This is a genomic window from Marinobacter sp. bablab_jr008 (genome assembly GCF_016464145.1).
Taxonomy (GTDB): Bacteria; Pseudomonadota; Gammaproteobacteria; order Pseudomonadales; family Oleiphilaceae; genus Marinobacter; species Marinobacter nauticus.
The window spans coordinates 16,831-38,611 of record NZ_JACDWW010000073.1 but is presented as its reverse complement, the minus strand read 5'-3'; the positions used below and the strand labels follow the sequence as shown (position 1 = coordinate 38,611).

Annotated in this window: 20 protein-coding genes, 1 tRNA gene and 2 pseudogenes; 6 read left to right on the top strand and 17 right to left on the bottom strand. The window is 53.6% G+C overall.

Features of this window, described 5'->3' with window-relative positions:
* Position 1: 1 nt before the first annotated feature.
* The 5 genes from JIF53_RS14345 to JIF53_RS14325 form a co-directional block, all read right to left on the bottom strand.
* The gene (locus JIF53_RS14345) at positions 2 to 934 is read right to left on the bottom strand and encodes an ABC transporter permease (protein ID WP_011783996.1); all 933 of its coding nucleotides are present in this window, start codon (positions 932 to 934) and stop codon (positions 2 to 4) included.
* A complete protein-coding gene (locus JIF53_RS14340; protein WP_011783995.1) occupies positions 931 to 1,980 on the bottom strand; it encodes an ABC transporter permease in 1,050 nt (349 codons plus the stop codon). Before JIF53_RS14340 ends, JIF53_RS14345 begins: the two co-directional genes overlap by 4 nt.
* Before the next feature lie 81 nt (positions 1,981 to 2,061).
* Positions 2,062 to 3,624 (bottom strand): ABC transporter substrate-binding protein, encoded by a 1,563-nt coding sequence (locus JIF53_RS14335; RefSeq protein WP_011783994.1) that lies wholly within the window; start codon positions 3,622 to 3,624, stop codon positions 2,062 to 2,064.
* Positions 3,625 to 3,780: 156 nt separating this feature from the next.
* Positions 3,781 to 4,503: an LrgB family protein gene (locus JIF53_RS14330; RefSeq protein ID WP_014420317.1), complete on the bottom strand. Its 723-nt coding sequence runs from the start codon at positions 4,501 to 4,503 to the stop codon at positions 3,781 to 3,783.
* On the bottom strand, positions 4,496 to 4,861 hold the full coding sequence (locus JIF53_RS14325) for a CidA/LrgA family protein (RefSeq protein WP_011783992.1): 366 nt from the start codon (positions 4,859 to 4,861) through the stop codon (positions 4,496 to 4,498). Before JIF53_RS14325 ends, JIF53_RS14330 begins: the two co-directional genes overlap by 8 nt.
* 78 nt (positions 4,862 to 4,939) lie before the next feature.
* Between JIF53_RS14325 and JIF53_RS14320 the strand changes: the two genes are divergently transcribed.
* Both JIF53_RS14320 and JIF53_RS14315 read left to right on the top strand, forming a co-directional pair.
* Positions 4,940 to 5,485, top strand: a complete 546-nt coding sequence (locus tag JIF53_RS14320) for a YaeQ family protein (RefSeq protein ID WP_011783991.1) — start codon at positions 4,940 to 4,942, stop codon at positions 5,483 to 5,485.
* Between the two features lie 90 nt (positions 5,486 to 5,575).
* Positions 5,576 to 5,652 (top strand) — tRNA-Arg (locus tag JIF53_RS14315).
* A 198-nt stretch (positions 5,653 to 5,850) separates the two neighbouring features.
* On the opposite strand, the gene JIF53_RS14310 is transcribed toward JIF53_RS14315, so the two are convergent.
* The 4 genes and pseudogenes from JIF53_RS14310 to JIF53_RS14295 form a co-directional block, all read right to left on the bottom strand.
* Positions 5,851 to 6,090 (bottom strand): hypothetical protein, encoded by a 240-nt coding sequence (locus JIF53_RS14310; RefSeq protein ID WP_199453036.1) that lies wholly within the window; start codon positions 6,088 to 6,090, stop codon positions 5,851 to 5,853.
* 630 nt (positions 6,091 to 6,720) lie between these two features.
* The gene (locus tag JIF53_RS14305) at positions 6,721 to 7,128 is read right to left on the bottom strand and encodes an HNH endonuclease family protein (protein WP_228285573.1); all 408 of its coding nucleotides are present in this window, start codon (positions 7,126 to 7,128) and stop codon (positions 6,721 to 6,723) included.
* 489 nt (positions 7,129 to 7,617) lie between these two features.
* Positions 7,618 to 7,971, bottom strand: a pseudogene (locus tag JIF53_RS14300) (DUF3703 domain-containing protein).
* A gap of 64 nt (positions 7,972 to 8,035) precedes the next feature.
* A complete protein-coding gene (locus tag JIF53_RS14295; protein ID WP_011784792.1) occupies positions 8,036 to 8,932 on the bottom strand; it encodes a cation transporter in 897 nt (298 codons plus the stop codon).
* Between the two features lie 172 nt (positions 8,933 to 9,104).
* Between JIF53_RS14295 and JIF53_RS14290 the strand changes: the two genes are divergently transcribed.
* The 3 genes from JIF53_RS14290 (at position 9,105) to JIF53_RS14280 (ending at position 11,666) form a co-directional block, all read left to right on the top strand.
* Positions 9,105 to 9,572, top strand: a complete 468-nt coding sequence (locus tag JIF53_RS14290) for a hypothetical protein (protein ID WP_041343552.1) — start codon at positions 9,105 to 9,107, stop codon at positions 9,570 to 9,572.
* A 485-nt stretch (positions 9,573 to 10,057) separates the two neighbouring features.
* Positions 10,058 to 10,663 carry a DUF6088 family protein gene (locus JIF53_RS14285; protein ID WP_199453032.1) on the top strand — a complete coding sequence of 202 codons (606 nt, stop codon included), beginning with the start codon at positions 10,058 to 10,060 and terminating at the stop codon, positions 10,661 to 10,663.
* Positions 10,656 to 11,666 carry a nucleotidyl transferase AbiEii/AbiGii toxin family protein gene (locus JIF53_RS14280; RefSeq protein WP_303293793.1) on the top strand — a complete coding sequence of 337 codons (1,011 nt, stop codon included), beginning with the start codon at positions 10,656 to 10,658 and terminating at the stop codon, positions 11,664 to 11,666. The genes JIF53_RS14285 and JIF53_RS14280 overlap by 8 nt, the downstream gene beginning before the upstream one ends.
* A 544-nt stretch (positions 11,667 to 12,210) precedes the next feature.
* Here the strand turns inward: JIF53_RS14280 and JIF53_RS14275 are convergent.
* From JIF53_RS14275 to JIF53_RS19795, 6 genes and pseudogenes are all read right to left on the bottom strand, one after another.
* Positions 12,211 to 12,984, bottom strand: coding sequence for a TonB-dependent siderophore receptor (locus JIF53_RS14275; protein ID WP_023008775.1), 774 nt, complete (start codon positions 12,982 to 12,984; stop codon positions 12,211 to 12,213).
* Positions 12,956 to 13,342: pseudogene (locus JIF53_RS14270) on the bottom strand (IS66 family transposase); the annotation flags it as partial. The gene JIF53_RS14275 and the pseudogene JIF53_RS14270, both read right to left, overlap by 29 nt.
* Before the next feature lie 109 nt (positions 13,343 to 13,451).
* Positions 13,452 to 13,922: a hypothetical protein gene (locus JIF53_RS14265; protein ID WP_100690258.1), complete on the bottom strand. Its 471-nt coding sequence runs from the start codon at positions 13,920 to 13,922 to the stop codon at positions 13,452 to 13,454.
* A 1,515-nt stretch (positions 13,923 to 15,437) separates the two neighbouring features.
* Positions 15,438 to 15,902 (bottom strand): hypothetical protein, encoded by a 465-nt coding sequence (locus JIF53_RS14260; RefSeq protein WP_034733587.1) that lies wholly within the window; start codon positions 15,900 to 15,902, stop codon positions 15,438 to 15,440.
* 94 nt (positions 15,903 to 15,996) lie between these two features.
* Entirely contained in the window at positions 15,997 to 16,266 is a 270-nt protein-coding gene (locus tag JIF53_RS14255; RefSeq protein ID WP_199453026.1) for a hypothetical protein, read from the bottom strand.
* A gap of 435 nt (positions 16,267 to 16,701) precedes the next feature.
* A complete protein-coding gene (locus JIF53_RS19795) occupies positions 16,702 to 17,025 on the bottom strand; it encodes a DUF6678 family protein (RefSeq protein ID WP_303293792.1) in 324 nt (107 codons plus the stop codon).
* 354 nt (positions 17,026 to 17,379) lie between these two features.
* Here JIF53_RS19795 and JIF53_RS14250 point away from each other — a divergent pair, with 354 nt between their 5' ends.
* On the top strand, positions 17,380 to 18,348 hold the full coding sequence (locus JIF53_RS14250) for an integron integrase (RefSeq protein ID WP_199453024.1): 969 nt from the start codon (positions 17,380 to 17,382) through the stop codon (positions 18,346 to 18,348).
* Positions 18,349 to 18,736: 388 nt separating this feature from the next.
* Here JIF53_RS14250 and JIF53_RS14245 read toward each other — a convergent pair whose 3' ends face one another.
* Positions 18,737 to 19,489: a VIT1/CCC1 transporter family protein gene (locus JIF53_RS14245; protein ID WP_011784790.1), complete on the bottom strand. Its 753-nt coding sequence runs from the start codon at positions 19,487 to 19,489 to the stop codon at positions 18,737 to 18,739.
* Between the two features lie 75 nt (positions 19,490 to 19,564).
* Positions 19,565 to 21,781, bottom strand: a complete 2,217-nt coding sequence (locus JIF53_RS14240) for a PepSY domain-containing protein (RefSeq protein ID WP_199453022.1) — start codon at positions 21,779 to 21,781, stop codon at positions 19,565 to 19,567.

The window sequence follows — 21,781 nt, the reverse complement described above, 5'->3', positions numbered from 1 at the left end:
GTTACCCCTTATACAGCCGTGGGTTCATCACATCCCGCAACCAGTCACCCAACAAATTGATGACCAGCACGAGCACCACCAGCACCAGGCCGGGGATCAGGGTGATCCACCAGGAACCGCTCTGGATGTAGTCAAAACCGGATTTGATCAACGAACCCAGTGACGGCTGGGTTTCCGGCATGCCAAGGCCGAGGAACGACAGCGCCGCTTCGGAGATAATGGCATTGGCAATCTGTACCGTGGCAATCACAAAAATGGGCGACAGGGTATTGGGCAGTATGTGCCGGAACATGATGCGTGGCGTACCGAACCCCATCACCTTGGCCGCGTCCACATACTCCTTTTTCTTCTCCGCCAGCACCGAGGCCCGCACGGTACGGGCAATCTGCGGCCATTCCGCCACGCCGATGATGAAGATCAGCATGTAGATGGCAATCTCACCGAACATCAGGTTGCCAAAACTGGCCTTGAACACCGCGCCGACAATGATCGCCACCATCAGGGTAGAGAACGACAGCTGCACGTCGGCAATGCGCATCAGGATGGCATCAACCTTACCGCCCAGATAGCCGGCCAGCAGGCCAAACAGGATACCCAGCGCCGCCTGCAACACCACGGCACCAAAGCCAATCATCAGCGACACCCGGGTGCCGTAAAGTATGGTGGAGAGCAGATCCCGGCCCTGGGCATCCGTTCCCAGCGGGAACGCGGGATCAGCGCCGTCCAGGCCCACCGGTGGAAGCTCGGAGTTCATGATGTTGATCTGCGCCAGATCATAGGGATCGGCGGGCGCCAGCCAGGGCGCAAACACCGCCGCCAGCACCATGGCCAGCAGCACCAGAAAGCTCGCAATCGCTACCTTGTCGCGTTTGAAGCTGTACCAGAAAAAGGACTCGCGGAAGCGGTCCCAGCGGGAAACCGTTGCCGTTGTCATGCTTTCTTACCTGTCAGTTTGACGGTGGGATTGACCAGTCCGTAGATCAGGTCCACCAGTGTGTTGGTCACCACAAAGATCAGGCCCACTACCATCAGGTAAGCCACAATCAGGGGAATATCGCTGCGGGTGATGGCCTCCAGGAACATCAGGCCCAGACCCGGCCACTGAAACACCGTCTCGGTCAGGATGGTGTAGGCCACCATAATGCCGATCTGTACGCCACCCACGGTAATCACCGGCAGCATGGTGTTCTTCAGGGCATGCAGGAAATTGATACGGCCCGCGCTCAAACCCTTGGCCCGGGCATAGCGGATGTAATCGCTTTGCAGAACCTCCATCATCTCTGCCCGGATCAGGCGGATAAACAGAGGCAGCATAATGGACGCCAGCGACACGCAGGGCAGCACCAGATGGGCCAGGCCTTCGCTGGTAAACAGGCCGGATTCCCAGGTGCCGAACAGGTGCACCAGGTCATCACCACGGCCATAGGACGGCAGCCCACCTTCGGTGGTAAAGAAATCGTTGAGCCACTGGCCCCAACCGGTATCGGCCGGAAACCAGTTGACCGTCACACCAATGGAGAACAACTGAATCAGAACAATGGCCGTGAGAAACACCGGTATGGAAATACCGACCGTACTCACGCCCATGAAGAATTTGGACAGCCAGGCCTGGGGCCGGATGGCGGCGTACACGCCAATGGGTACCGACAGGAAGATGATGATCAGACTGGCGCCGATCACCAGTTCCAGGGTGGCTGGCAGATGTTCGGCAATCACTTCCAGCGCCGGCTTGCTGTAAAAATAGGAATTGCCCAGGTCGCCCTGTATGGCATTACCCGCAAACCGCAGGTACTGGACCAGGAAGGGGTCGTTCAGCCCCAGCTCCTCACGAATGGCTTCCCGCTCTTCGGCAGAGACGGACATGCCCACCATTTCCTGAAGCGGGTCCCCGAGGCCATCCTGAATGGCAAAGGCGATGATGCTGATCACAAACATGACCAGCAGCGCCTGGGATATCCGCTGAACCAAAAACGCTAGCATGAAGGATTTACCGTTGATGAATACGTGAAAGCCTCTCTCCCGCACCGGGAGAGAGGTTGGGTCTCAGGGAGCACGCTCCCCTTATTCGATAACCAGATCGCCCAGGTAGGGGAAGTTCATGACATTGAGCACCGGCTCGATGTTCACGCCCTTGCGGGAGGCCCAGGCCAGGTCCTGCCAGTGCAGCGGTACGAAGGCTGCGTCGTCGTACAGACGCTGTTCCACTTCCTGCAGCATGGCCGCACGCTTGTCCAGGTCGGTCTCCACGTTGGCTTTTTCCACCAGGGCATCGATTTCCGGGTTGCAGTAGTTGCCGGCGTTGTACTGGCCATCACCGCTGTCAGCATCCGGGCAGAAGGTGAGGAATTCATAGAAGTTGGCCGAATCCTCGGTGTCTGCGTGCCAGCCAATCAGCATCATATCGGCGGCACGGTTATCATACTCCGGCCAGTACTGGGCTTTCGGCAGGGTTTTCAGGTCCACCTTGATGTTGATGCGCGCCAGCATGGCCGCCGCTGCCTGCGCGATCTTGTCGTCGTTCACGTAGCGGTTGTTGGGGGCCATCATGGTGATGGTAAAGCCGTCCTCATAGCCGGCTTCTTTCATCAGCTGCTTGGCTTTCTCAACATCGAAGCGAGGCTTCAGGTTTTCGTTATGGCCCTGGTAACCCGCTGGCGACATCTGTGCTGCCGGCGTGGCAAAGCCTTTCATGATCTTGGCAGCAATACCTTCCTGGTTGATGGCGTAGGCGATGGCCTGGCGAACTTTCGGGTTCTTGAAGGCTTCAACCCGCTCCTGATTCATATGGAACAGGATGATACGGGTGCCGCTCATGGTCACCAGTTCGCTGTTGCGGTCGCGCTTGATGCGGTCCAGATCATTGGGTGGAACCGGAGCGATGAAGTCGACACCGCCAGACAGCAGGGCGGATACCCGGGTAGCGTTTTCCTTGATGGGAGTCAGCACGATCTTGCCCACGTTGCCCGGAGACTCAGTATCCCAGTAATCATCGAAACGCTCGAACTCGACACGCACGCCCTGTTTACGCTCGGTTACCGTGTAAGGACCGGTGCCGGACAGGTTCTCGGAAGCGAAGGAGTTGCCGTGCTTGAGGATGGCGTCCTTGTCTTTGCCATCTTCGGTCTGGCCGGAATAGAACTCACTGTCCAGCGGGAAAATGTAGGTGGCGGTGTTCAGCAGCAGAGGGTAAGGCTCGCTGGTGACCAGCTCGAAGGTGTAATCGTCGATCACATTGATGGCGCTGAAGGGTTTGAAAATCGCCTTGAAGTCCTGGCTTTCCTTCAGTCGCTCAAAGGTGAACTTCACGTCGGCCGTGGTCAGTTCGTTACCGGAATGGAACTTCACACCCTCGCGCAGCTTGAAGCGCATGGTTTTGTCGTCCACACGCTCCCAGCTTTCTGCCAGGCGCGGCTCGAAACCCAGATCTTTGGTCCAGCGCAACAGCGGATCAAAGGTCATGTGAGACAACTGCAGAATGCCGCCAGACAACTGCTCATGAATATCGAGGGTAACTGGATCGGCGTCGTACGCCATTTTCAGTTCTTTGGTCGCATCGGCTGCCAGGGCCAGAGGCGCAGACGCCAGGGCCATGGAGCCAACAAAAGCTGCCAGTATTTTTTTCATCGCGTTTTCCGTCGCTGTTTTAGGAATTTTCACGGAACATCGGTGCAGGACGGCACCGATTGCCTGGCAAACAAGCTAGTCTCGGAAAACCCTTACGGCAATCGAAATTGCAACATGGACCTATTCGTATGGTGAATGACCCAAAAAGCAGCAGCCTCAGAACGGAAAGACAAAAGGCAAAAACAGCGCCGTAAACACACCCGTCAATCCCATCCCCAGGGAGGCAAAAGCGCCCGCCGTGGGGCTGATCTCAAACGCCCGGGCAGTGCCAATGGCATGACCATTAAGCCCCAGGGCAAAACCCACCATCCGGTCATCGGAAATCTTCATCCATTTGGCACCCCAGTCCACAAATACCGAGGCCAGTACGCCGGTAATCAGCAGACCGCCGAGGGTGAGTGCAACCGAGCCACCCAGCTGTTCCGCAATACCCATGGCAATGGGCGCGGTAACCGACTTCGGCGCCAGCGACGCCAGTATGGAAAGCGGAGCGTCCATCAGCCAGGCAATACCCACCGCATAGACAGCCGCCAGACTGGCCGCCAGTGGCAAGGTGCACAGAATTGGCCGCCAGAGCGCGCGAATATGGTGCATCTGCTGATACAAAGGCACACCCAGGGCCACCGTCGCCGGGCCCAACAATACCGTTAACCAGCGCGCCCCCTGCTGATAGGTTTCATAGCCAATACCACTGGCCGCCACCGCCGCCGCCAGAATCACCGCCGCCATCAATACCGGCGGCATCCACAGGGGGCGTCCCACCTTCGCGAACAACCAGTTTGCCGCCATAAACGCCGCCAGCGTCAGGGCAATGGAGAGCATCGGGCCTGTGGTCCAGACCAACAGCAATTCCTGCATTCGTCCGTTGAACTCAGTCATGACTGTGCCCCCGGGTGCGATCTCCCGCTGTTTTCTTCATCAGCCACAGCGTGGTCACGGAACTCAGCAAGGTACCCGCAACCAAAGCCACTGCAACGGAAAACCAGTGGCCCGCAAAGCGATCGGCAATAAAGAACACCCCGACAACACCCGGTGAAATCAGCAGCACCAGCACCGAGATCAGCCCGCGACTGGCTTCCGCCAACTGATCACTGACCCGCCCCCTCAACATCAGAGTGGCCGTGACCATCACCATCCCCAGCACGCCACCACTGATGGGCAGGCCGACCAGTACCCGCAATGCCTCACCCAGCAGAAAAAACACCACCAGAACCAGAAAACCCCGCAACAACACCATGCTGCTATGCCCCGCCACGCTCAATATGCTCTACACTAACGCCCTGACCCGCCCAAAGACCACAGGACTATTCATTCAATGGCACTGAAAGCCACCATCTTCAAAGCCACCCTCCATATCGCCGATATGGACCGGCACTACTACGCCGACCACCATCTGACCGTTGCCCGCCATCCCTCTGAAACCGACGAGCGGATGATGATCCGGCTGCTGGCCTTCGCCCTCAACGCCAACGATAACCTGGAATTTACCAAAGGCCTGAGCACAGACGACGAGCCGGAACTCTGGCAAAAATCCCTGACCGGAGACATCGAACTCTGGGTGGAACTGGGCCTGCCCGAGGAAGACCGCCTGCGCAAGGCCTGCAACAAGGCCAACCAGGTCATTCTCTATACCTACGGCGGGCGTGCGGTGCCGGTGTGGTGGGACAAGCACCATAACAAGCTGGAAAGATTTAGCAACCTTACTATTGTCGACCTTCCGGCAGAAGGAACAGCCGCACTGGCGGCCCTGGCAGAACGGTCCATGACCTTGCAGGTAAGCATCCAGGATGGCGAAGTGACCATCAGCAACGAGCAAAATCTGGTCAACCTGACGCCAGACCAGCGGCTACCTCGAATCTGAACGAAACGCTTAATGGCCGGGGCTGGACAGAAGCCGCCGGCACACGTAAGATTGCGCACTCGAAATTGACGAGCACTCGTTGTTTCGAATGCGCCCGTAGCTCAGCTGGATAGAGCGTTGCCCTCCGGAGGCAAAGGTCATAGGTTCGAATCCTATCGGGCGCGCCATATTTTTCAAGGGCTTACGTGAGAACGTAGGCCCTTTTTATTTGGCTGTGTCCAAATTGTGTCCATGGTGTGTCCACGGTTTCTAGGGCATTTTTTCCGGCCGTGGAATTTTGACCTTTGCACTGAAAAAGTTATGTTCGACCACGGACACAGGAAACTTTTGAAAACACCCTCCTCGGATAGTCGTAAGTCACTTTACTAATCTTCGATGAGAGCTCTCCATTCGACAGCACTCACGATTTCATATTGGTTGGCAGATAAAGGTCTACCCCAGCGAGCGACCGCCATATTTCGAAGATAATCGAGTGCCTCGTCATAGTCGGAAAACTCCTGAGTATCCTGTTTCCCTTGAACGATGTATTTACCAGGAATACAAGATCCTTTACGACAAAAAAATGAACCGTCCCTCGCGTATGGCACTGCGGTCATGCTGGTCATCTCAGGGTCGTTCGACCATATGTCCGAATCACCGGAACGGAACTCTTTGTTTGAAGACGGGGGCTCAGATGTAGGCTCGTAAGCAAGCTGATGAATCACCTGTGGCTCTAGCGCTACCCAAATCTCTGCCCCAGCCCGATGAATGTACGAATGGCACTGGCTCAGGCAAGGGCATGACCCGGGTGCCGTTGAGGCCCCAAAGATTGACGGCTTTCAAGAACCACTCTTTCGCCATCTCTGTATGATCCATCGGTGTCAGGCGCTCCAAGGCTTTATGGAGCCCCAGAAGCAGGCCAATCCATTCAATCACGGACCCAGGTAACTCCGGGCTGTGACCGACACTACTTTGAATGTTCGCTAACCAGTCGCTCATAGTCATCCAAGCGACGCCCAGCAGATGCGCAAGTTCGGCACCAGAAAAATAGCCTGGTTGGATAGAGACAGTGGCCCCGCGATTCCGTGGAGGTTTGTGATGCTGAGCGACTGATTCAACGGCTACACTCCTTGAGAAACTCTTGAAACCAGGCCGACTCCGCTGTCGAGGGTTTGAGATCATACAGCTTCACCACCCGAACAAACCGGGCCACATAGCCACACTGACCCGCCGGTGGCAGCCATTCGTCCGGCCCTTTAGCGCCCTTGCAGATTCAGGCAAGCCTCAACCGGCAGCAAGTTCACAGGATCATTAGCAAACCGCAATCGCGTCTCTCCGGGCCACTCGCGAGCTCCGCGATCCCAGGACCAGGCAAGTGGCACCACGTGATCAATGTCGATATTCGAGGCGTTTTGGATGACGTTACCAGTGAAGGCGCTCACCCAGCGACCGGCAACCACCCGACACCCACGATCTGTCGCAAAGTGAACTTGAGTGGTAGAACTGGCGATCAGAGCCTCTGCTCGACTATTTCGGCAGTCACCATCCGCGTCGTCCCAACCGTGACCAAAGGCCGACCGCTGGTACCTCGCCATAGCGCCTGAGGAGGCGTCATCGGAGCGTTTGGCTTGATCCAGGGATGCTAACGAGATCCCCTTGGGCAATCGCCCTCCAGCATCTAGGCACGCCTCAACGGTATCGAAGGGCTTGTAGGTCCGAGTCCGGTCATACCAGCTGCTTTGCGGCGGATGGCACAGGCCACTGGTTGACTGCTTTATGGTGCTAGCAGCCGCAGTGTCGTTAGCAAGTGAGAAAACGGCGAAGAAGACGACGATATAAGAAAATACAACAACGCTTTTCATAAATCCGACTGGTCTAAAGGGCGGGGGTACCTATACGTGCGTTTAAATGCCTGACTTGGATCGATTTTGCAACCCAGAGCCACTAGAAGTCTTCGTAGATTAACAGCTACAACCCATTCTGAACGTGCCAGAGTCGCTGCCTGATTGGCTTCACAGGGTTGAGCGGGGCTTTCGACCGGGCGCACCGACACGACTTAAAACGTAGGTCTGCCGTAACGTAAGAGTATGCGTAGCGTAGATGACCTAGCTGTCGGTGGATGAAAGAGTTCCTATTAAACAAAAGCGAACATTCTAGTCACGCCTTCCCTCCGCCTCCGAAAGCACCACTGCCAAATCCTCGGGCACCGGCATGGGTGCAAATGCGCTGATGTTTGCACCAGTGTTTCCCAACGGAACCTAAATTCGGGAAAAGACCAGGGCGGCAATGGTTCGAATAGACTGCCCCAGCACTTCACGAACGTCTCTTGTTCGCCAACCCAGTCTGAGCATCCGTAAGTGGGTTGCAGCGTGCGCCAGAGCATACCTCTGGCTGAGGATATGGGCACGTTCCAGATGGGTGAAGGCTGTCTGGAAATCGCCTGCGCCTTCCGCCCTGCGTGTCGCCTCAAGCTCCGTAAGATCGGACGCCTTCAATTCACTGTGCATCGATGTTTACTCCCCCTGAAATGCCAACGACGGGCCAATAATCGACCATTTGACTCCGAATGGTTCAGCCTTTCAGTGCCAGTATGCGTTTGGCACCCATCAATACGATGGCACCAACAATTCCCCCAATAATCAGATCTGGGTAGTTGGTACCGGTCCAGGCAACGAGCAGCCCCGCAAGTATTACACCCAGGTTGATGACCACGTCGTTTGCTGAAAATATCCAGCTGGCTTTCATGTGAGCACCGCCCTCACGGTGTTTTGCGATCAGAAGAAGGCAACTGATATTCGCGATGAGAGCAACAGATGCGACGGCCATCATCATTAACGACTGGGGATCACTCCCAAACAGAAAGCGCCTGCCAACTTCAACCAATACCCCAGCGGCAAGGATAAGCTGGAGGATGCCAGCCACATGCGCCGCTCTGACCTGCATTTTGATTCCGTGTCCAACGGCGTAAAGTGCGAGACCGTAGACGGCGGCATCGGCAAGCATGTCTAGCGAGTCTGCAATCAGGCCAGCAGACTGGGCGATCAGGCCCATCGTCATCTCGACCAGAAACATCAGAGCGTTGATTGCCAGCAGTATCCATAAAGTGCCGGATTCTCCGCTTTCGTTGGCCTTAGAAGATTCAGCCGCTCTGACGGATTCAGCGCTGGCGTCTTCTGTCCGCTGCAAGGAAGCACCCAGGCCCAGGTTTTCCAGTTTGCTGGTAATAGGACCGGTTTCTCCATGGTGGATAATTTCCAATGTACGACCCGATAAATCGAATGACAGCGACTGAATGTTTTCAACGCCAGTCAGTGCCATTCGAATCATTCGCTCTTCCGAGGGACAATCCATTTTTGGTATTTTGTAGGTGCTTAGCTGGCTACCTGTTTCGGCGGTGGCGCGTCCCTGAAACTTGTCATCTACGACAGAGTCTTCACTACCACACTGCCCATTGCAGGGTTTGCTCATTTTCTCGGCTCCGGTTTTCGTACAAATGATGCAATTTAAAACCCTGTAGCCACTACAGGGTCAATAACTAATCTACACTAGTAGTCGTCAAAATCGGCGTTTGTCTGGATAAAGATCTACAATGATAAGTGCGATGGTGTGGACGTCTAATTTTATTTCGAGGGTAAACTTTATGATTTCATTTAAAGGACTTACAGCAACCGCTGCGTTGTTGGTTTTTCCTGCATTCGTGCTAGCGCATGGTGATCAAGGCTCATGGCAAGGGCATGGTCCTGGCATGATGATGGATCAGGAGCAAATGCAACAGATGCACCAGAACTGGTCTCACATGAACCAGCTGATGCAACGCATTCCTGATGAAGCTTCACCGCAAGAACGGCAACGATTGATGCGAGAACACAGGGAGGCGATGCAAGAGCAAATGGGTTTTATGCATCACGGTATGATGGGCCCCGGCATGATGCGTGGACAAAACGGCATGATGGGAGGTCAGCACATGATGAACGGCGGCGGTAAATCAAAGAATGGTGGTAGTCTGTCTAACGAGCAACAAATTCAGATGATGCAGGAGCGCATGGATCAAATGCAGCTGATGATGGAGCAAATGCTGCAATACCAGCAAAATCTAAAGGTAGAGTGATCGAGAAGCCTTCAAATACTTTTACTTAACAGACGCGTAGTAACTGGCGAGTTTGATAGGCTGAAGTTTGTGAAAACGGCGCAGTAGCTGGGTTTCGGTCTCAACGAAATCCCTGGCCTTTTACGGCTGGAAGATGGCGCTCTGGGCACCACTTCGAATGTTCGCTTTGCGACCATAGCTTGCGTTTGTACCTCCGCCAATCGCTGGGCCGCCCACTCCATAGTTATGCTGCTTGAGTTCGACACGTTCTTTTAGCCCGGAAGCCAGCCGGAATTCCCGATGGTGTCAGTACTACCTAGCAAAGAAGGTGGGCACTCTTCAGCACCAACGGCCGGCTAAACTATGAGCTCAAGAACACAGCAAGATATCGTCATCAAGCTAATGCGCATGTCGTGTCGCAGTCGTTGTAGGCAAGCGCCGATTATATTTTGAACTATGTCAGAAAAAATGGTAGTTTTTCTGACATCTGTTTAAAGGTGAATGCCATGTCCGTTACAGAGTCTATTCAGCGCCAGATCGCCAAAGTTCCGCAAGGTGAACCTTTTACCAACAGCCGTTTCCTGAGGCTGGGGTCGCGTGCTGCTGTCGACAAAGCCCTGTCCAGGCTCGTAGAAGAAGGCGCTATCCAACGGGTCGCACGGGGTGTTTTCGTCCGCCCCAAAAAAAGCCGGTTTGTCGGCAATGTCATGCCGGATGTTTCACGCGTGGTCGAGGTGATCGCGAGGGACCATGGAGAGACCGTTCAGGTCCATGGGGCGGAAGCGGCTCGCCGCTTCAAGCTCAGTACTCAGATGCCAACGACGCCGGTCTACTACACCAATGGACCTACACGTGAAATTCGCATCGGAAACCTTAAGGTGAAGCTCATGCACACCAGCAGTCAGAGGAAGCTTCAGCATGCAGGCAAAAAGCCGGGTTTGGCCCTCTCCGCGCTTTGGTATCTGGGTAAAAACAATATCAGCACCGAGGTAGTGAAGCGGATCCAGGAAAGACTGAGCGAAGAAGAGTTCGAGACGCTGCTTTCCTCACGTATGCCAGCGTGGATGAGCGAGGCGTTCAGGCAATATGAGACAGGGCGTGCCCGTGGCTGAGCAGGTGTTTCTCGACCTGTCCGCAGAAGAACAAAGCGATATCCTTCAAACTGTTGCGCCTCAACTGGCTCGCGGAGCCTCGGTGCTGGAGAAGGATATATGGGTCTGCTGGACCTTGCAGGCTCTGTTCTCCATGCCTGGAACGCATCCGATGGCTTTCAAAGGAGGTACATCACTCTCCAAGGTATACGGTGTCATTGATCGCTTTTCCGAGGACGTTGATATCACGTTGGATTACCGGGCCTTCGATGAGGGCTTTGATCCTTTCGCGGAGGGGGTGAGTCGGACCAAAACCAAGCAGTTCAGTGACCGACTGAAAAGTTATGTCCTGGCCTATGCGACCGAAGTGGTTGTTCCATACCTCGAAAGTGAGCTGGCCAAATTGCCAACGGCTGAGCAGCATACCGTTGAGTTGGACGATGGCGGTGAAAAGATCTGGGTCACTTACCCATCGGTTGTAGAGGGTACGGACGAATACATCCGTTCCCAGGTACTCATTGAGCTGGGTGGCAGGAACGTTATCGATCCCAACGAAACTCATACAGTCTCCCCGTACATCGCCGAGCTAACGCAAGGCCTGGTCTATCCGAGCAGTGAGGTCGTGGTTCTATCTCCGGAACGGACCTTCTGGGAGAAAGTCACGCTCATACATGTCGAATGCAACAGGGGCAAGCATAGGGAGAGTGCTGAAAGGCTTTCCAGGCATTGGTACGACTTGGTCATGCTTTCAGCACATCCTGCCGGTCAGTCAGCCGTTGAAAACCGGGAACTGTTTGAGGAGGTTGTCCGACACAAGAAAGTTTTCTTTCATACGGGCTACGCGAACTATGACGCATGTCTGGATGGGCGGCTGAAGCTATTGCCGGAGACGGATACTCTGGAAAGCTTGCGTGCTGATTATGAAAAAATGGTGGGTGCGGGCATGATGTACTCAACACCTCCGAGCTTTGGGGAAATTATCGATTCAATCCGGTACCTTGAAAGACGCGTTAACAGCTGGTGAGCGTCGTTGTGCCCGCCAATTTACTGATCAGCCAGTGAACGCCGAGCACTGTCAGGGCACCATTTGGGCACAAACCAAAAAAAAAGGACCTGCGCTCTCACGCAAGTCCTTGATATTCATGGCGCGCCCGATAGGATTCGAACCTATGACCTTTGCCTCCGGAGTGCACAGATTCTGGTCGGGGCTGAACGGCATAATAGGGGCTGATTCGAGACTGTTCAAGCAGATACAGTAAGAAGACCTGATTGCATGAAGCCCTTATCCTGAGCGGTTTTCACCGATTAACGCCATTTTTGGGCACAGATGTGTCTGGAATGGATTGACCAAATTCGGACACTTCGACCTTTGTTCCGCGCATCAGTATTTCGATGAAACGCCATTGTCGCACGCTTTTGAGCGACTTCAAATTGTCGGGTTTGAGTTGTCCCATTGAGGACATTATTACTCACCTATCAACGAGCTGACTTCATATCTGCGTCGATGGCTCACGGCAGACTTATCTGTCGGCCATGAGCTACAGATATCAGCAGGGGCTTGTTACCACTTAAAAGTCGTAGCTCAGTGACAAGCGAAGGTTGCGTGGTGCGCCCCACCAGGCCTGGCTATAAAATCCGACCTGATCGTGGTACTCCTTGTCTAACACGTTGTTCAGGTTCAGTTGAGCACTGATATCAGGAGTAAAGTCGTAACGGGCCATCAGGTCTATCACGGAGTAACTGCCCTGGGTAACACGTGTTGTGCCTGCCGGTCCTCGAGTATCCCGGTAGATGTCACTCTGCCAGCGCAGGCCTCCGCCAAGGCGAAGCGGACGCCAGTTACCGGTAAATTGATAGCTGGTAAACAGTTTGGCTTGCCGGTGAGGGTGTGTGGTATTCATGCGATCCCCATCTGCATTTTTCGGATTTGCCAGAGTAAAGCTGGCATTGAGGTTCCAGCCCGGCGCCAATTGCCCAACCAGCTCGGTTTCAAGCCCTTCAACGGTGGCGCCATCGGCGGCCCGATACGCCTGGGTGTCCGGGCGACCGCTCACCGTTTCACCCGGAATGGCTTCACCCAGGCCGTCCTGTTCACTCCTGAAAACGGCCACGTTCATGTCCAGCGCATCCGCCAGCGTCGCTTTCAAGCCCAGCTCATAGTTGCGGCCGGTGATAGGATCAAGCAGAGAGCCGTTTGTGGAACGTACGTTCTGAGTCTGAAAAATTTCGGTATAGCTGACATAGCCACTGAACCGGTGATCAAAGTCATATATCAGCCCGGCATAAGGTGTGAGTTCATCGCTGTAGGAATATTTCCTTGAGCACCTGGATCCGGGTTTCATCAGCTTGCAGGTAATTACTGCCATTCTGGGTTTCCCGCATCAGGGTCATCAGCGGTTTGAACACGTCGTTCAGGCGGATGATCCAGTGCGCCATGCTGGTTCGGCTGACTTCGTGTCCCAGGCGCTTGAGCATTTGCTCCTGGCGGTACAAGGGCAGGCCGTCGGCGTATTTGGAGGTAATCAGGTAAGCCCGCAGTGACGGTGTCGCAATGCATTTGCCCAGTGGGTGGGCTGAGCGCGGTGCAGCCACAATATGCTCCTGGCCACCCTGCTCGAAGACGGCTTTTTCCTGCCAGTATTCCAGCACCTTCAACTGTGCGGGAATGTACTCCAGCTCTTCTTTCACCTTGGTCGCAAAGCGGACATTCAGATTTCGGAATAACGCCAACAGCACGCGCGGCTGCGGAATGAAGGCGAAGCCGCAATGTAGTAGCCGTCGCCGTGACTGTTTTTGTTAGGAGTAAACTTCACTGCACAAAAACTTTTGACAAAAGGTTCTGATCAATTTTTTCAATAGCGCCCTCTATTGTTGGCGCTGGTAGTAATCTGTCCCAACTCCATCGATAAGTCCCCAGTACTTTATTTTCTTTTCTATCGCGAATAGAAGCTGCAATTAATTGGATTCTTTCTTGTATTGGCTGGTACGCGAGAATGAGTTCATATCGGTAATTAGACTGACTCACATTTTTATGAACAATACTCCCACTGTTAGTATTCTCTACAACAGCTCTCCCAGTCTCTTCTGTGCTTAAAGCTACCCGATATCCTTTCGACTCCAGAATCATCCTTAATTCAATACTGATAAGGAGAGGATCTGCCTGCAAGTTCACGAATAAATCTTTCGGCCCATCGGCTTCTTGGGACACCATTGATTTGTTTACGCCACAACCAACTAATATTAACGAAAAAAATACGACTAAAATTATTCGAAATCCCATTTCTGCTCCTTTGCCTCTTATTGAGGAGTAATGGCAGCCCAGTACCCCAAATTACTGGGACGCTCCCATGCGGACAAGCCTTCCATCGTGTTGAATGCACCAATCGTTCACAACTTTTGCACAGTTCAGCATTGCCTCTGGGGGATAGTGCCGAACTGTATCCCCATACCGTATTTCATTTGGGTAAACGGAACCTCCCGACAACTCTGATTCAAGCAATGTTCCGATTGTGCCATTTCCCGTGTCTGGCATTGCCATTTTTGATCGCAGGGTAGATGCCTTCCCAGAAGAGATCAAAGTGCAAGAGCTAACCTCCGTGAGTAATGCAGAGAGATCATGGGATAGCTTCTTTAACTCCTTCGATGTATACCCGGTGCGTTCGAGAAGTGCTTTTAAACTGATTTCACATGACAAACAGCTCAAGTACAAAACCGTTCGACCAGCCTCGTCCATTTCGAAACCGTTGTGGAACGTCGATTCGGCTGCCTCGATGAGCCTCTTTGCGAACTCAAAGCTGTAAAGCACGACCAACCTCCTAACGCTGTTGTTCAGCGGCAGCCTTGGCAGAGCGAAGCGGCGACAAGGCTGTCCGGTGGAGGGCCACAAGGCCCGAAACGAACTGGAACTAATTGTTATGCCTTGAGGGCAAACATCAGAACGAATATGGCTACGAAAAGAGTCAAACTCAGGCCGTTTAACGCTGCAAAGCATACCGACCTGTATTTTTGCGGATTCTTCCGGAACAAAAGTAGCTCGACAGCTGGCCATAGAAAGTAAACCAAGTTAACGACTGCGAGAACCACCAAGTCAGCTATTAGGGCACCAGCGATTTTATTGAGAATGTTATCCGCAGTCGCGAGGCCAAGGCTGTACGAGGTCATTAACAACAGGACCTGGCCAGCAACCAGACAACCCAAGAACCTCAGGTTGTACTCTAACCGTTTGCTATTCCACCACTTGAAAGCGGGCAAACTTGCATCCTTGGCACTCCCAAAGAAAAATCTACTGCTCAATTCCATTTTCTCTCCTAGGCATAACGCTGAGGTAACCGGCGCCGGAGCGCAGCGGAGGGAACCAAAAGCGGTACGCTTTTGGCGTCCGGTTGACCGCCTGGTTAATGGCCGTTCACCGCCGTGGTTGAGCCTGACACCCAGGCCGCATGCCCTCTCCCGGACAGCTTGCACCAACTCGACGGATGGCGAAAGGAACCAGAAAGCAAAGGCTACCCGCCCGATTACCGTTTGAGACGGACGGCCCCACAACTGGGGCACACCATGAATACCAACACCGCTGACCACTGTGGCAACCAAACCAGACAGCGAATTTTCCGGCCTTGGCGATCACCAGAGTGGGCGGGCTTTGCAGCCAATCTTGATGCCAAGGCCTTTGCACCGGACCAGCCAAAAACCCACAAATGCCTGGCCGTTAACGCTTCGCGTAACCGGCGGCCGGAAGTGGCAGAGCGAAGCGGCGCCACTTTTGGCTGTCCGTGTTCACGCGATTGTTAGCCAGTGTTCAGCCATTTGACGGTCGCACCTCCACAAGCTCTATGTATAGCAGCGGCCTACTTGAAGCCAACGTATCCACTTTGGTGGCCGCGATTTTACCGGTGTATTTTACTTGCTGCCCTATTGAAACGTCCTGCCATTCTTCGGCATCCGCTGGCGTGGAATAGTACATAACCCGGGCAGCCTTCATGCCTGGTTCAATCAACGCAAAGCTTTCATTGAAATAAAGTCGCTCATCTCGAACAGCTCGAACGGTGCCTACCCATTCGACCTCACCTGCCAAGGCGTCCGACAATTGACTAAGATACGATGCGCGATCCTGAGCAGCCGCTAGTTCGGCAGAGGCGCAGTCCATTAAAGACATAAACACGTGAAAGTCAGAGCGCCATGCTTTGTGCGCGTTCAAGCACGAGTCGCTTGCGCTCGCCAGGGAGCAGAATAGGAGCGCAAAAATCACGAATAATGTCCGCATCGGTTTCTCCTGGACGGCTAACGCCCGCAGTTGCGGCTGGTTTGGAGCGCAGCGGAAAAACAGTCCGACAACCTGCGCTTGTTAAATGCTGAACTCACAGTTTATTCAAATGTTCAATTTGAACTTCACCACCGATATATGGGCCATCATCACTGCAATCATTGGCTGGCTCATCGAAGTTCACCCACACACTTGTAATAATTCTGTCCTTGCCTTTAATGGTTCGCTGAGTACTTTCTATTGACGCTTCGCTACCAATAGTTTTCCTTACGAATTTGGGCTGCATAGAAACAGTGCCAGTCGCACCTTCTGGCCACGAGAAATGTGGTTCGACCTTTACTCTATCACCGTCTCGAAATTTCATAATATCTTCCGATCGTGCTTGCCATTTAACGCCGCGCACAACGGCGCCCTGACAAGGGCGTCCGGCGGCCGCAGGCCGCGTATTGATGCGCCTGGTTAAGGGCCGTTCACCCGATTACTTATTTGGGCACCCAAAGTCGAATGCCCACTCCCGACACCTTGCACCAGGCTGACCCATGGCGCCAGGAATCAGAACACCAAATGGACGGAAGCTGACCAATGAATGCGCCGGATTGTCCCGCGACCTGAGCACCGAATTACCGGCCAAAACAATTGCCAGACTGAGGGCTGTGTTCTGCCTGCCGGCAACCGCTGAAATAGCAGCCAAACACCAAACCCAAGAACACTGGAGCCAGGCCTTTAACGCCCGCAGCATGCGCGGCTTTGGAATGGAGGCGAAGCCGCAATGGAAAAGACGTCGCCGTGCCTGCGATTGTTAGAGCCTCCGATACCCAATCACTCGCACAGAGGTCTCGTAAACTTCAATTTCAAACCCAATGTGACGGCAAATCTCTACAACCTCGGCTAAGGTTAGCCCTTCATCTTCAGTTCTTGGCTGCATTTTGCACCACTCTATAAATTTGTGCTCACCTAGGCGGAAGTGATAGGTCCAATCGCCGTCCCAGCCATCCGGAGGATAGACAAAACCATTAGTGGCCTGAGTTTTCCAGTAGGGAGCCCTTTGGCCATAGCCAGACATTATTTTCTGTAGCTCATTCCACTTGGTGTTATTGGCAAAACCCACAAGTTGCTGATTCATCATTAGCTCTAACAGCTTATTAGTTTGCTTTCTTATTAAACCGCAACACCATCACCCAGTCCAATACTGCTTCACAACCTGAATAACCTCGATTTTTCAGATCATTACCCCTCCATCTCAGGGGGCTTTTGAGCTTTTGGTTCTGTGAAAAGTGTGCACGCGGGATATTTATGCACGTTTTTGCACGTTAAATCCAGTGGGTCGAATTTTTCCCATGCTGAAACAGATACCTACAGAGATGCATTGTGAAAAGCGAGCAGGGCCGTGCAAATTAAGCCGCAAGAATTTTGGCGTTTTTGGGTGTTTTTTATTATAACTGTACGTACATACAGCATTCAGCCACGGAGGGCGAGCGTGTCGAAATCACCGTTTCTACAATCGGTCCGCACAGAAATTAGGACAAAGCAGTACAGCTACCGAACCGAGAAGTCCTATCTTTACTGGGTTCGTCAGTTCATCATTTTCAATGACAAGAAGCACCCAAAAGTCATGGGTAATCACGAAATTGAGCGTTTCCTGAATCACCTCGCCGTCAATCGGGGAGTCAGTCCGGGCACTCAAAATCAGGCGCTATGCGCGATTATTTTTGTCTACAAGCATGTGCTGAAGCGGGAGATTGAAAACCTACAGTACAAGATGACGAAAACGCCTCGACGCATGCCAACCGTTCTGAGTCCCGATGAAGTTGCTTCTATTCTTCAAAACATGGATGCAGAGTATTGGCTCATCACTGCGCTTCTTTATGGATGCGGTTTGAGAATCAACGAAGCTCTTTCGCTTCGCGTGAAAGACATCGACCTAAAAAGCCGCAGTTTGCTCGTATTCAACGGTAAGGGACGAAAAGATCGATACACACTGATTCCAGGCAATCTAAGAGAAAACATGGAGCGACAATTCGCCCATGTCAGGGCTGTACATGAGTCCGATCTGGCCGATGGATTCGGGCTTACGTCAGTGCCGGCCTCACTTCACAAGAAGTATGGACCGGCCATGAAGGACTTTGGTTGGCAGTACCTGTTCCCATCCGTAACAAGATGCGTTCATCCCATCGCTGGTTATGTGTGCCGCCACCATCTTCATCATTCATCGTACTCGCGGCGATTGAGGCAGGCCGTTCTGGCCACGGAAATCACCAAGCGTGTGACGGCTCATACCTTTCGGCATGCCTTTGCGACAGAGTTATTGAGATCGGGGAGCGATATCAGGACGGTTCAGGAAATTCTTGGGCATAGCGACATTCGAACGACAGAAATCTACACGCATGTCATTGGCGATCGACGTGCTGGAACCGTCAGCCCTTTTGATCGTTTGCCAAGTTCTTGATGGGGCGTTGCTTACCCGTTTAAGGGGCGTAAAGCCTGGAATTGGGAGTGCGGCGAATGTTCGCTTTTGTTTAGGTGCTGGTCGCAAAGCGAACATTCTGGGGTCAGTTCACGAAACGGAAAAAATTGTACGCTAAGCCTTTGGCATCAATGATATCGACACCATTTTTTCCACAATTCATAAAGTTGCGCAGTAATTAGTCGACGACTGGCCCTTGCTAAATAATTTTCATTTCAGCATGAGTTGTGCTTTAAAAATTCAATTCTGCAACTACACTCATTGGGCGAACAGAGCGAGAAATCCGCCGTTAATTCCAATAGCGGGTACGCGAATGAATATCAGCTCTTAGGGGAATATTATGTTAAATTGTCTATTCACCGCTGAAGAACTAACCCCCCAATAACCCCTGCGCAAAATGCCCAGTAGCAAACGCCAGCCCCGCTGCGGCCGTACCCATGATCAAAGTCCGGAGTCCTGATCGCATTGCTGGTAAGCCATAGACGATACTTTTAAGCATTCCGATACCCAAGAAGACGACGCCTGCCAAACCAAGACTCGTCAGGAACTGAATCTGACTCTCCATACCCGGGATGGCATAAGGCAGTAAAGGTAAAGCACCAACCGACAAAAATGCGGCGAAGGTAGTCAACGCGGCTCGGCGTGGGCTGAGTCCGGCACCCGAGAGTCCGTACTCTTCTCGCAACATGGTTGCTACCCACACATCGGGATTACGACTGATAGCCTCCACTACTTGCTCCAGCAATTCGCCGTCGAATCCCTTCGCCTGAAACAGCTGGCGAATTTCCTCACGTTCACCTTCTGGCACAGCACGGATATGTTCACGTTCTGTGCGTTCAGCAAATTTGATCTGATTCAACTGCGCCTGGCCCGCTTCGTAATTACTTACCGCCATGCTGAAGCCGTCTGCAATCAGGTTTGCAAAGCCGAGTACCAACGCAACCTGTGGCGAGAAACCTGCGCCGAACGCACCCGATACAACCGCAAACGTTGTAACGCAGCCATCGATGCCGCCAAGCACAGCATCTGGTAGCGTCGAGGCCTTAACGGGACCAGCAAGCCGTGCACGAACGGCATTAGGCTGGTGCTCGCTGAGCAGTCTTTCATTTTCTGTGGATGGCATCTTTCAGCTTCCTGTTCAGGACGCGATTTGGTGCTTTGGGATTATAGGCTCAGTTCGACCTTGTCACTTTATCTGTCAATATACATCTTCAAGATAACGTCCCTGGCCTCTCAGAGTTTCAATATCGATGTGCAAGGGTTTGATAATGTCTTCTATAACCTGCCGCACAGCCGCCGCCATATCCCGGCCACCACAGACCAGTATCTGCGCACCGGTGTTAACCATCTGTCGCACGGCTAATTCATCCTGTTTGAGCTTATCCTGCACGTAGGCGCGCTCGTCTGTTCTTGAGAAGGCTGTGTTCAGCCCGCTCAGTCGATGATCCTCAAGATAGCGCCCAAGCTCAGGTTGGTAGAGAAAATCTGACCTGGCATCGCGACCGCCCCAGTACAGATACATAGGGTTGCAACTGGTATTGTTTCTGATGAAACCGGTTAACGGACCAATCCCGGCACCTGCACCGACAAGAATCACTGGTCGGTTACCGGTAGCTGGCCGAAAGCCTGGATTGGGGCGGATGAAGCCATCGATACAATCACCCGGCTTGAGGTCATGCAAATAACCGGAGCAAAGACCGCCGGCCTGCTTACGGACGCATATCTCAACAATTTCGTCATTTGCCGAGGACGCGAGCGAGTAGAACCGCGGGGGTTGACCGTGTGGGGGAATAACCCCCAAAAGGTCTCCCGCCTCGAACGGTGGCAGCGCTTTAAATCTTCTTGGAGAAGCCGTTAGCCATCCGCCCTGCTCCGCCGGTTTGAACCGGAAGATACTGGTGGGCGCCTGAACCGCAATCCCGTAATCCGCCCTTTCTACCAGTTCCAGTTTGACCGTTGCTGGCTGCAATGCACAGTAGTTCAAGAAAAGCGGAGTACCGATAACCTCACCAACCCGGTTTCCCCACTCACTGAATTGCGAGGCAGAACACCGATCAATCAGTTCAATGGCGTGCAAACGGCTGACGCCTTTACCGGCGAGCGCAGCATCCACCGACAAGGCAAACTGACAGAAGTTCGGAAACTGCCGGTCACCAAAACCCAGTACCGTGTATCGCAGGTTCTTCTCAGCCCGGAATTCTTTGAGCCTGGCCATAAACTGCCGGGCCGATGCGGGTGCATCACCATCACCGTATGTCGAAGTCAGCACGAACAGCCTGGAAGCCTGCGGATACTGCTTAGCCAGGGCATTCATCTCGCTGCAATGCACGCGGAAACCGGCCTTATTCAGGCTGCTATGGAGTTCCTGGGCAAATCCCCAGGTGGCATTACCTTCGGAGCCGACCAGAATAATTGTATCCGCCTGAGCGGCATCGGCGTTGTCAGGAAGCTGCCCTGAAGACCGGCGACGCTGCCACCAGATGGTTGCACCTGTTATCGAGAGAGCTGGCACAGTCAGTGCCGCAGCGCCAAGAATCAGGCCAAGCCACCATAGGCCTTCACCGGTGTGCAAACGTACAATCCAGTCCTGCAATACGCCGCTGTCAGAGCGCGGCTGGAACTGCAGCAACTCGCCCGTAGCCTGGTCCACGAATCCGGAGCCGCCGGCGGTTGACAGCGAATAGACGTCCTGCGGATCACCGGGATAGGGAAACACCAGTTCCCGGAGTTCGCCAAGATCGAAATTGCCTAGCGCTTTTAAGGTGCCCACAGGCGATGGTTGCCCGCCCGAGACCTCAGCCGGAAACCTTGGCCCGGTGTCAGGCGCTTCAGCCAGCAAACCAAAGCGCTGTGCGGACATATAGCTGCCGGTCAGCGCGGATAACAGTAGGCCGAGCACGGCAAACCGGGCCAATTCGGCATGGATTCGTTTCCCGCCAGAGCCGGAAAGCGGTCTTAATATATTCTTCCAACCCCCGGTACGCCGGGCTATCAAAAATATTCCCGAAAGACACAGAAGCACCGTCAAAACAGCCAATACGCCGGCCAGCGCTCTACCGGCATCATCCAGCATAAACGCACGATGCAGATCCTTGATCCAGCCAAAGAATGCGGAAGGTTCGTAGGGCGTGCCCTCACCTGTTACCGGATTCACCAGATCCGCACCGGCCTGGCCGTCACGGCTGTAATAGACAATGACCTTGCCAGAAGGCTCTCGCACGATCTGCTCAGTCCCGGGATAGTGAGCAACGACCCGGTCTGCCAGCTCGGCAATACTGACTTCACCGGAAGCCGGAATGACCGCTGACACTCTATCCAGCGTCGGAGCCAAAGCCAACACAGCTCCCGTGACCGAGAGAACGATCAGGAACACGCCTGCAAGCAAACCCGGTAAACTGTGGAACTTGCGCAACAT